The sequence below is a fragment of the Liberibacter crescens BT-1 genome (assembly GCF_000325745.1).
Taxonomy (GTDB): domain Bacteria; phylum Pseudomonadota; class Alphaproteobacteria; order Rhizobiales; family Rhizobiaceae; genus Liberibacter; species Liberibacter crescens.
Genome location: NC_019907.1, coordinates 444,540 through 456,365 on the forward strand (window position 1 = coordinate 444,540; position 11,826 = coordinate 456,365).

The window sequence follows — 11,826 nt, forward strand, 5'->3', positions numbered from 1 at the left end:
ATGAGATGTCAGGTAGTATAAATAAAGTTATTATTATAGGCAATCTTGGTGCAGATCCTGAAATACGGCGCACGCAAGACGGACGGATGATAGTGAGTATTCGTATTGCTACCTCAGAGACTTGGCGAGATCGTAATACAAATGAACGTCGTGAAAAAACAGAATGGCATAATGTCGTTATTTTTAATGAAGGTTTGTGTAAGATTGCCGAGCAATATTTAACTAAGGGTTCTAAAGTATATATTGAGGGTCAACTGCAAACTAGAAAATGGAAAGATCAAAATGGCAATGATCGTTATACCACTGAGATTGTATTGCAGGGATTTAATTCAACTCTTACTATGCTTGATACACGAGGGGAAAATAATAACTTTAATAAAAATCGTAGTTCAGGATATATGAAAAGTAATGATGAATTTGGAGAAAATTCTGTTAATGGAGGCAGTACGTTGGATCGTGAAGGAAGAGACGATATTTTTTCGAATGAACTTGACGACGAGATACCATTTTAGTAGTTTAAAATATTAATTTTAGTATACCAGTTCTTTAATATTATTTGTATCAAAAATACTCTTTTATAGTTTTCTGGTTTATTATATTGGAGTTTTGGTATAATGTTTTTTATTGTTATCTATATATTCGGATGTATATAGATGTTTTATTTTAGTTTGATTAATGACATCTTAGTCAAGCATTCTGCAAATTATGATAATTTTTCTATAAAATCTAAAGATCGTGAAATCCATTGACTGAAAGAAGTATACTCGGTGGTGAGAAATATCCACAAGGCATTTATCCTGTATCAATAATAGAAGAAATGCAACGATCATACCTTGATTATGCTATGAGTGTGATTGTGTCTCGTGCATTGCCTGACGTGCGTGATGGTTTGAAACCTGTGCATCGTCGTATACTCTATGGCATGATGCAGTTAGGGATAGATTGGAATAAAAAATATGTAAAGTGTGCACGAGTTACTGGCGATGTAATGGGTAAATACCATCCACATGGTAACGTTCCTATTTATGATGCTTTGGCTCGTATGGCCCAGGATTGGTCTCTGCGATTACCTTTGATTGATGGACAAGGTAATTTTGGATCAGTAGATGGAGATCCCCCGGCAGCTGAACGTTATACTGAGTGCCGTTTACAAAAGTCAGCACATTTTTTGCTAGAAGATCTTGATAAGGATACGGTTGATTTTAGGGCAAATTATGATGGCTCCCTTCAGGAGCCCATTGTTCTTTCTGCGAAATTTCCAAATCTGCTTGTCAATGGAGCTGGCGGTATTGCTGTGGGTATGGCCACCAATATTCCTCCTCATAATATAGGCGAAATTATTGATGGTTGTATTGCAATTCTTTCTAATCCTGAGATTGATTTAATTGATTTGATGCGTATTATTCCTGGACCAGATTTTCCTACAGGAGGTATAATTTTAGGTCGTTATGGAACGAAGCTTGCTTATGAAACCGGACGGGGTTCAATTATGATGCGAGGGCGTTCTCACGTAGAGAAAATGAGAGGAGATCGGGAACAAATAGTTATCACAGAAATTCCGTATCAAGTTAATAAAGCAGCGATGATTGAGAAGATAGCTGAGTTGGTTCGGGATAAACGCATTCAGGGAATCTCTGATCTTCGAGATGAATCAAATCGGCAAGGATATCGAGTTGTAATTGAGTTAAAGCGTGATTCTAGTTCTGATGTTGTTCTTAACCAATTATACCGCTATACTCCTCTTCAAACATCATTTAGTGCTAATATGGTGGCTTTAAGTGGTGGAAAACCTGAACAGCTCACTCTTATAAAGATGTTGAAAGCTTTTCTTGTTTTCCGCGAAGAAGTTGTTAGTAGACGTACAAAATATCTCTTGTATAAGGCGCGTGAACGAGCGCACATCTTGGTTGGTCTTTCTATAGCAGTCGCTAATATTGATGTTATCATTGGCATTATTCGCCAGGCTCCTAATCCGGATTCTGCACGTAAAGAGCTTTTGAATAGAAGTTGGTTTGCAGAAGATATTGAAAGTTTAATTAGATTAATTGATGATCCACGCCATTTTGTTAATGAAGATGGTTTGTATTATCTGTCAGAAGAGCAAGCAAAAGCTATTCTTGAACTCCGTTTGGCAAGACTTACTCATCTTGGACGTGATGAAATTAAAGAAGAATTGAATGAACTTAGCAAAGAAATTAAGAATTGTTTGGATATTTTATCGTCACAATCGCGTATACAAGGTATTATAAAGGATGAGCTTCTTCAGATTCGAGATGTACTAGGTACTCCACGTCGTACAGAGATTATCAATGATACTCCTGATATGGATGATGAAGATCTTATTGCACGTGAAGACATGGTTGTAACTGTTTCTCATTTAGGATACGTTAAGCGGGTTCCTCTTTCTGCATATCGTGCACAGCGTCGTGGTGGTAAAGGGCGCTCTGGTATGGCAACGCGCGATGAAGATTTTGTAACGCGTTTGTTCATAGCCAATACACATACTCCTGTATTGTTTTTTTCATCTTTAGGAGTTGTTTATAAAGAAAAGGTTTGGCGTTTACCAGTAGGTATGCCACAGTCTCGTGGCAAGGCTTTAATTAACATTCTGCCTTTGAAACAAGGTGAACGTATGACAACAATTATGCCTTTACCAGAAGATGAAGCAAGTTGGGTAAATCTTGATGTTATGTTTTCCACTACACCTGGTACTGTTCGGCGAAATAAATTATCTGATTTTGTGCATGTGAACCGTAATGGTAAGATTGCAATGAAATTGGAGGAAAATGATGAGATTGTTTCAGTAGAAACTTGTACTGAGGACCATGATGTTTTGCTAACAACAGAATTTGGTCAGTGTATTCGATTCCCAGTTTCTAATGTGCGTGTATTTTCTGGACGGAATTCAGTAGGAGTAAGGGGTATTTCATTAGCTGAAGGTGACCGTGTTATCTCTATGGCTATCATTTCTCATGTGGATTCTGAACCTTGGGAGCGTAGTGCTTATTTAAAACGTGTAGCAGCTGAGCGTCGTTCTTCTATCAGTGAAGTTGAAGAAAGTGATTTTATCAACAATGATGAAATAACTGAAGGGAATATTCTTTCTGAAGAGCGTTATAATCAATTAAAACTAAGTGAACAATTTATTTTAACTATTTCAGAAAAAGGTTTTGGTAAAAGATCATCTTCTTATGATTTTCGTATCTCTGGGCGTGGAGGAAAAGGTATACGTGTTACTGATTTTTCAAAGACAGAAGAAATTGGAGCATTGGTTGCAGCGTTTCCTGTGAAAGAGAAGGATCAGATTATGTTGGTTTCTAATGGAGGTCAGCTTATTCGTGTTCCTGTAGAAGGTATTAGAGTTTCTAGCCGTGCAACGAAAGGTGTCATGATCTTCTTTACTGCAAAGGATGAAAAGGTAGTTTCAGTTGAATGTATTAACGAGTCAGAATCTGGATTGGCTGAAAGTGATGATTCTGAAACAGAATGTTCAGAATAAACAGTCTTAAATTATACACTATATCATTTCTTTTTATCTTTTTAGAGTATTTATTTTATGTATATGTTAGAACACTTAAAGTATTAATCCACAGTAATGACCGTTTGATACTATAATTGTTTTGCGATTGTTTCTTAATAAGAAGTATATAGTACCATATAATCGTTTAACCTTTTCACTTTCATTGCTTTTATAAATTTTTTACTTGGTGAAATGTTTCTTTATTTACCAAAAATTGCTCTTTTGGAGAGTAAGATTGTTTATATGATATAAAAGTTGCAGTCATTAACCAGCATAAAATCACTGACCATGTAAGATTTATAATCGTTGTTTTTTTAATCATGAGTTGTTTCCTTTAATGTTTTTTATTATAAATGAATCATAACATTAGAGATATAATCATTTTCAAGATGAAAGGATCTTGAACAAAGAATTCATCTTCTATTCATCTTTTAGAGAATTAAAGCTTTAAAAGGAAAACCCTTAAAGGTAATCTAAAGAGGAGCATTTGAATTTTTGATAGAGAAAGCAATTTATACAGGATCTTTTGATCCATTTACAAATGGCCATATGGATGTACTTATACAAGCACTTTCTTTTGTTAAACATGTAGTTGTTGGCATAGGGTTGAATTCTTCTAAAAGTAGTTTTCTTACGTTCGAAGAACGTTCAGAATTAATTATGCAAGCTCTTGATGAAGTAATTTCTGATTCTTTTTCAAGAGTTTCTGTGATGTCATTTAAAGGATTGGCTATTGAAGCAGCAAAAACTGTGGAAGCAAAAGTTATAGTCCGTGGTTTGCGAGATAATACTGATTTTGATTATGAAATGCATATGGCCAGTGTGAATAATTGCCTTTCACCAGATATTCAAACAATTTTCTTGCCTGCTGGAAAATTGTCGCGACATATAACATCTAATGTAGTGCGTCAGATCATTAAAATGGGTGGTAATATCACTGCTTTTACACCACGTCCTGTAGCTTTTGCTCTAGCTGCCAAGTATAAATTAATCTGAATATGTGTATCATGGAGCTAAATTAGATAATCATTGACAAATGATTAAATATACTTCAGTTTCAAACCTTTTCCAGTTGATACCTTTCTTAAAGAGTTGATAGATATTGCGTTTAGTACACGTAAAAGATAGCGATGATTATCAAATAAGGAAAACTTCTAGAATCCATAATAGCTGTGAAGAGGATCTTTGTATCTTTGCTTGCTCATCGTTTCTAAGATAAAATCTGGAGCAGGAGAACACTTCACTTCCATTAGAGCATTAATTAACAGTCTTGGGGTTTTTATAAGTTCAAGAGGTAAAATAGTTCCCCACTGTAATTCTGTGAGACGTCTGGCTATTGCTCCTATAGAAAAAGCTACAGGATAAATCTTTTCTCTTAAGGCTTCAGAAAGAGTATATGAATATGTCTCAGGACATATGGATGAAAAGAAAACGAAATCCGCCTTTGCTCTTTTTATAAGATGAGATAAATTTTCCTTTAAATAAGGACCAGTTATAGAAACATTCCCAAGTTTTAAAAATTTTTCATCTCTGTCTGTATGCCCAATGATTGAAAAAAAGATTGGCAGCTTATCTCTTGCTGCGATTTTGGCACATTGAAGAAGAATTTTAGAACCCTTATGCGGACCAATTGCACCAATAATAAGTATATTTAAATTTTTTGTTTCAGTTTTTTTATTATTTAAAAAAGGTATCGTTTTTTTTGTGATCGTATCTTCATCATATAAATTTATGAAGGGATGTTCTTTAACCGTAAAATCTAAGTCTCTGAAATATCTCTTTAATCGTTGAGAGACATCAAGATCAGGAACGAAACGAACTCTTGCCCCTTTCAGCACTCTATGATGTTTTTCTCTCCATTCCCAAACAGGAGGTTTACCAAAATGAGATCCAAGGAGATCAATGCATGATTGACATGAAGAGATATCTGGCTCTCCACAGTATACCTCTTTATCAGTCATATTTATACGAGGACAAACAGTATAGTAATCGTGAATGGTTACATCATATGTAATTTTTAATCTCTCACAAACTAATCGTAAGAAATCACCAATATTGTCAGGAAAACTTATAAAATGATGAATATGTATATGAAATATTTTCAGTTTTTTTAATACTTTAGAAAACCCTTCTAGATCTCGAGATAGTTTAAAACATCCTAAATTTGGTATGTGTTGTACGTGCGGATCCCAGATAAAAAAAGAATCATGTTGTGTTTTATCATTTCTAAGAAAAAATACGGGTATACTTGCTTCTTCAAGAATAGCTGCCAGGTCATTAGTGTGCCGTTCAGTTCCACCTCCCCAATTATGGGAAATCATTAAAATAGCACCTTGATTACGAATGCGCTTTGTTACTCGTGCTACGTCTAAAGCTTCTCTATATGGGTAAATTGGATCTCTTTTTATGAATTTGTTAATTTTACGGATATAGTCTGGGTGCAACTTCTCAACAATTTTAATAGCTTTATTTATCCTTTCAGGCTTACTATCTTTAAATGAAGTAGCACCATGATGTTTGACAAAAACGCTAGGGAGGAAAATATTATGCCATCCTGCTTTTTCTATTTTACAACAAAGATCATTTTCTTCTCCATAACCTTTATTAAAATTTTTCTCGTCAAATAAACCCACACTATCTAAACATTCTCTGCGTATGTATAAACAAAATCCTACTCCTGTTGGGGTGATTATTGATGATTTGCGATTTACTTTACGGGCAAGCAAATCCAGGTCTTTATCTGATATCTCAAGTATTATATCATTATCCTTATTATAGGGATAACTAAATATTCCTGCATTATTGGTAAGAGGGGTTGCCGTTCCTATCCGTGGGGACATAAGAACAGCGTCACGTATATGATCTAACCAATCATTGTATACTTCAGTATCAGAATTAAGAAGAACGACATCACGATTAGGGTGTATGCTCATTCCTAAATTACAAGCCCCGGGAAAACCCATGTTGTGCTTTGTTATATACACTTCGATAAGACCACGTGCATGAAGTTGATAAATCTCATTTCGTAATCTTTTTTCAGGGATGTGATCATCTATAACAATTAAGTTATAAGCTGTTTTTTGTGGTGCCTTAAGTACAGTATATATGCATTTTAAGGTTTCATAGTAGCCTCTATAAACAGGGATAATAATATCTACTATTTGTTTTTTTGTTGAACGTATTTTTTTAATATCTCTAAGCTTTAACAAAAAAGAAACTTTATCATCTAAATCGTAAAGGTAATCCGGAGAGATAATTGATTTCTGTAGGGTATTCATTTTGTTCTTTAACCTTGCCTTGCTTGTTGATGATGACCTTTCTTTTTTATTGTTGTAATTTTCTTTATTTTTGCATCAAATTATCTGATACATCAATTGATGTTCTCGAAGAGAAATTCTCATGAGATGAAAGAATTTCCTCATGTTTTTCAAGAATTTCTTTTTGGAGAATTAAACGATTAGCGAAAATAGATAACCGATTCTCCATCTGATTAAACCGGTCATCGTAATTATTATATAGGTTTAGTAGGTTATCGATATTTTTTGTAAAAGCCTTGTATTTTTTAAAACGAGAATAAAGCCTTGAGAATAACTTTTTTATTTTTCTAGCCAAAAAATAAATCAAAATACACAATGCAATATATGGTGATACAGAATATACAGAAAGAATCATTGGAATCCTTTAACATTAAAATATTGGTTTTTTCCCTTGCTTCCTACCTTCTATTTTCTTGTCTGATATATGATAAATATATGTTGTAGGATCAGAGCCTAATCTTTATTGAAGATTAAGCATTATAAAGTTTTCTTGAAGTTGTTTTTATTATTTGTTTAATTTATGAGATTTTAATGTAAGAAAAGTCTCAAAAATTAATAACGCTATAGCTCCCCTATAGCCACCCTAATATCTTCTTCTGTCATATGCAACCCTTTTTAAGGGCATTTTTTTCAAATGCATCACTTCCTTATAAGGATAACCCAATAAATGACTTCAAACCTAAAAAAGCAGAGATTTCTTCCTTTGATGATGTAATAAGTTCTGATATGAACTTATAGTAATATTTTGTTTATTAAAATTAGATACAAGAGCATGCTTGAAAAGCTTGTTTAAGTTATGAGTTAATGCTCAATAATCTTAGAGGAGCCTTGCAAACGCTAGATTCCTATTTAAAGTTATTTATAGAAAAATGCTTATGCTAGGCAGTAAAAACTATTTAAACAGCAGCTGTTTTACTGTATAATGCGATTAAGGTAGATTTATACTATGGTTCATAGAGAGTATTTATCATCCAGTTGACGAATTAATTGATGGTTGGAATTTTTCTCACAAGTATTGCGTTAATGCTTTTTGGGTATGCAGAAGAGGGAATCTTGCTCCCATTTTTGCGAAAAGGAGCATAAATATAATAGCTATTAATAAAAAAATGATATTCTATGAGCATTAAACATAATAATGTTGTTATTCACTAATTTGAAAAATATTGTTAAGATCTTCCGAATACCATTCTGTATTTAGCTAGTAAAGGATGGAGCAGAAATGTGGTTTCTTCTCAAGAAAATTTTGTTTATATCATTGATACTGGTAGTTATATCAACTTTTTCTACAAAGAATCCGACGAAAGAAGCAATAGATGCAAGCGAAGATCTAAGCAGTGCAATTTTTGCAGCCAGCGGTGTTTTTCATTATGTAAGCAATATCTGTATTGAAAAACCTGATATTTGCAAGAAAGGTGTGCAAGCATTTTTTTCCCTTAAAGAGCGCACTCTTAGAGGAGCAAAGCTTGCATATGAGTTGATAGATTCCAAATTAGGTGAAAACAAGCATAAACCTGTAGAAGTGGGCAGTAGCTCCTCTGATCAATTGATCAATATAAACATAAATAATAATATTCCTGTTCCCCAACAGCATCCTTGATTACATAAATAGTAATTAAGTTTTGATTTATGTGTGATAGTAGATGATTATTGATATCATTAATCTGCTATTTTTATGTTAGAGCAATAAAATTCATTTGTATTATTTTTTCTAAATAAAACAGGAATTATAAGGAGCTTTTTAGTTGGGAATATTAATTGATGGGAAAAAAATTGCTTCGGTATTTACTGAGAAGGTTACAAAAGCAGTCGTTAATTTGGAACAGAAGGTTGGTATAAAAGCAGGGCTTGCGGTTATTATTGTTGGGGATAATGCTTCTAGCCATTCTTATGTTTTGGCTAAAACGCGTATGGCAAAACGCTGTGGGTTCCATTCTGTTCAATACAGTCTTCCTGAAAATACTTCTCAAATTGAATTAGAAAAACTGATTATAACTCTGAATGCAGATTCTTCTATTCATGGTATTCTTGTTCAACTTCCTCTTCCATTACCTTTGATGTCTGAACCCATTATTCAGTCGATTATACCAGAAAAAGATGTAGATGGGTTACATGTCGTCAATGCTGGAAAGCTCATGACAGGAGATTTTGCAACAGGTCTCATATCATGTACTCCAGCAGGAGTAAGATCGTTAATCGAGCAAGTAAAGGGTTTTGATCTATCTGGACAACATGCTGTTGTTATTGGACGTTCTAATCTCTTTGGAAAACCGATGGGACAATTATTACTTGCGTCTCATGCTACAGTAACAATGGCACATTCGAAAACAAAAGATTTACCGAATATTTGCCTACAGGCTGATATTCTGATAGTGGCTGCTGGCCAGCCTAATATGGTGAAAGCTTCTTGGATCAAAGAGAGCGCTACAGTTATAGATGTCGGTATCAATAGAATTGTTTCTAAAACAGGGGACAGTGTTCTTATTGGGGATGTTGATCACGAATGTAGGGATGTTGCAGGTGCTATTACTCCAGTTCCAGGTGGAGTTGGGCCCATGACAATTGCAATGCTGATGGTAAATACAATTACAGCCGCATACCGTTTATCTGGTATTGAAGCCCCAAAATTTTGAGTATTATTGATGATATATACATCAATTTCTTGTATGAAAGTATTTCTGCAGCCAGCCTAAGAAGTCCAATAAACTTCAATAGATGAAAGAGCATGTTTTAAAACTGCACGAATAGGCATTGTCATTTCATCCAACCCTGATAGGGCTTTTTCTAGAGTCAATTTTTTATCTATATTTTCAATATGTAAAATCAAGAACCGTGCATTGTAAAGTGCAGATAAACTGAGAGTTAGGCGATGTTCGTTAGCGGTTTTTGCTTTCATTGGAATAACAGAACGAACAGTATTTATATTAAGTGCAGTAGTAAGAGCATCTCCTCCAGGAAAGAAAGAGGCTGTATGTCCGTCTGTTCCCATTCCCAAGACAATGACATCGAATGGATCAATGAGAATAGACTGAAGTTTTTCATTTGCTAACTGCGCTGCAGATTCTATTGTTTCTGATGGATAATATAGAGGAATAAAATGTAAACTGTGAGCCTTGTTTTTTAAAAGATTTTCTTTAATCAAGGCTTGGTTTGATCGTGGATTATTTGGTGATACAAAGCGTTCATCTACTAATGTTGCTGAAACTTTTTCCCAATTTATATCTGTTTCTGAGAGTTTTTCTAAGAATAATTGTGGTGTTGAACCACCAGATAAGGCAATATAAGCTTTTCCACGTTGAGTAATTGCTGTTGAGAGGTTTTCAGCCACTTTTTTTGCTAATGCTTCCGCTAGTTCTTGCCTACTTATAAAAGTATGAAAGTTTATATTTGCCATTTCAAAGTTTTTAATCCTTTTCATGCCATTTATACCCATCTTTTTCTATCATGTGCATTGCTTCTTCTGGCCCCCAACTACCGGAAGCATACCCTTTAACAGGTTGTTTCGTTTCTCCCCAACTTTGAAGGATTGAATCAACCCATGACCATGCGGCCTCTACTTCATCACAACGCATAAAGAGAGTTTGATTGGCACGTATAACATCCATAAGAAGGCGTTCGTAGGCATCAGGGTTGCGGACTTTGAAAGCTTGTGCAAAATACATATCAAGGGAAGTTTGTTTAAGCCGCATGCCACCTGGACCTGGATCTTTTATCATCAATAATTGTTTAACTGCGTCATTAGGTTGCAAACGAATAATCAGCTTATTATCAATGATATGCCCAGATGTCGCATCGAAAATTGAATGAGGTATAGCTTTAAAAGAAATGATAATTTCTGAAACACGTTTTGTTAATCGTTTCCCAGTGCGGATATAAAAGGGAACCCCAGCCCAGCGCCAATTTTTGATCTCTGCCTTGATTGCTACAAAAGTTTCTGTATCAGATGTTTCTGTTCCCAGTTCCTCAAGATAGCTTTTGACATGTTGACCTCCAACAATACCATCTTGGTACTGTCCACGAATAGTAACACATTCAACTTTTTCTGGTGTTATTGGTTTAAGGGCACTCAAAACTTTTAGCTTCTCATTACGGACAGATTCAGCATTTATAGATACAGGAGTTTCCATTGCAACCAAACAAAGAAGTTGCAACATGTGATTTTGAACCATATCGCGTAATGCACCAGCCTTATTATAGTAGCTAACGCGTTTTTCAGTTCCTATCTCTTCGGCTGCGGTGATTTGAATATGATTAATATGATGATAATTCCATAAAGGTTCATAAAGAGCATTAGCAAATCGTAACGCCATTAGATTTTGTACAGTTTCTTTGCCAAGATAATGATCAATACGGAAAATTTGTTCTTCATTGAAAACTTTTCCAATAGTTTTATTGAGAATTTTTGCGGAAGAAAGATCATGACCAATAGGTTTTTCAATGACAAGGCGTGTTTTATGAGTAATAAGATCATATTCATGAATTTTCTCACATATTGTACCAAAGAGCTCTGGAGAGACTGCTAGATAAAAAGCCCTAACCCAATCTTTTCCTTCTTCGAGAATATTTTTTAAAACATTCCAGTTTTGATGAGATTGGACATCTAGAACCACATATTGTAAAATATGGAGGAACTGTTTTATGTGTTCTGTATTATATTCATTTTCTTTGAGATATTCTTGAAGAGTATCATGAGCAAACTGGCGGTATTCATCAGTGCTCATCGGTGTTCTAGATACACTAATAATTCGACTTGGACTTGTTATTTGACCTTCAGCTTGTCTGTTATATAATGCAGGAAGAAGCTTGCGTGTTGCAAGATCACCTGTGCCGCCAAAAACAACATAGTCGAATGGTTCAACAGGAATGATCTGACTTTTCATATAACTTTGTAGCTCCAACCAGATTTAGTAGGATAACTTTTTTATTAATTTCAAAATATATCCTTCTTTTTTTTAATATTTTATTACTAGATAGAGATACTCGCTTAAACTT

Annotated in this window: 9 protein-coding genes; 5 read left to right on the forward strand and 4 right to left on the reverse strand. The window is 34.5% G+C overall.

Features of this window, described 5'->3' with window-relative positions; translation table 11 throughout:
* Window positions 1–5 precede the first annotated feature (5 nt).
* The 3 genes from B488_RS01885 (at window position 6) to coaD (ending at window position 4,516) form a co-directional block, all read left to right on the forward strand.
* Window positions 6–512: a single-stranded DNA-binding protein gene (locus B488_RS01885; protein WP_015272802.1), complete on the forward strand. Its 507-nt coding sequence runs from the start codon at window positions 6–8 to the stop codon at window positions 510–512.
* A 233-nt stretch (window positions 513–745) separates the two neighbouring features.
* A complete protein-coding gene (gene gyrA / locus B488_RS01890) occupies window positions 746–3,499 on the forward strand; it encodes a DNA gyrase subunit A (RefSeq protein ID WP_015272803.1) in 2,754 nt (917 codons plus the stop codon).
* Between the two features lie 519 nt (window positions 3,500–4,018).
* Window positions 4,019–4,516: a pantetheine-phosphate adenylyltransferase gene (coaD, locus tag B488_RS01895; protein ID WP_041771005.1), complete on the forward strand. Its 498-nt coding sequence runs from the start codon at window positions 4,019–4,021 to the stop codon at window positions 4,514–4,516.
* A 158-nt stretch (window positions 4,517–4,674) separates the two neighbouring features.
* On the opposite strand, the gene B488_RS01900 is transcribed toward coaD, so the two are convergent.
* Together B488_RS01900 and B488_RS07135 are read right to left on the reverse strand one after the other, a co-directional pair.
* On the reverse strand, window positions 4,675–6,798 hold the full coding sequence (locus B488_RS01900) for a glycosyltransferase (protein WP_015272805.1): 2,124 nt from the start codon (window positions 6,796–6,798) through the stop codon (window positions 4,675–4,677).
* 64 nt (window positions 6,799–6,862) lie between these two features.
* Complete coding sequence (locus B488_RS07135; RefSeq protein ID WP_015272806.1) at window positions 6,863–7,192, reverse strand: hypothetical protein; 330 nt, start codon at window positions 7,190–7,192, stop codon at window positions 6,863–6,865.
* A gap of 864 nt (window positions 7,193–8,056) precedes the next feature.
* Here B488_RS07135 and B488_RS01910 point away from each other — a divergent pair.
* The gene (locus B488_RS01910; protein WP_015272809.1) at window positions 8,057–8,434 is read left to right on the forward strand and encodes a DUF5330 domain-containing protein; all 378 of its coding nucleotides are present in this window, start codon (window positions 8,057–8,059) and stop codon (window positions 8,432–8,434) included.
* A gap of 145 nt (window positions 8,435–8,579) precedes the next feature.
* Complete coding sequence (gene folD, locus B488_RS01915; RefSeq protein ID WP_015272810.1) at window positions 8,580–9,467, forward strand: bifunctional methylenetetrahydrofolate dehydrogenase/methenyltetrahydrofolate cyclohydrolase FolD; 888 nt, start codon at window positions 8,580–8,582, stop codon at window positions 9,465–9,467.
* 56 nt (window positions 9,468–9,523) lie between these two features.
* On the opposite strand, the gene pgl is transcribed toward folD, so the two are convergent.
* Together pgl and zwf are read right to left on the reverse strand one after the other, a co-directional pair.
* Entirely contained in the window at window positions 9,524–10,228 is a 705-nt protein-coding gene (gene pgl, locus B488_RS01920; protein ID WP_041771011.1) for a 6-phosphogluconolactonase, read from the reverse strand.
* Between the two features lie 10 nt (window positions 10,229–10,238).
* Window positions 10,239–11,714, reverse strand: coding sequence for a glucose-6-phosphate dehydrogenase (gene zwf / locus B488_RS01925; protein ID WP_015272812.1), 1,476 nt, complete (start codon window positions 11,712–11,714; stop codon window positions 10,239–10,241).
* Window positions 11,715–11,826 lie beyond the last annotated feature (112 nt).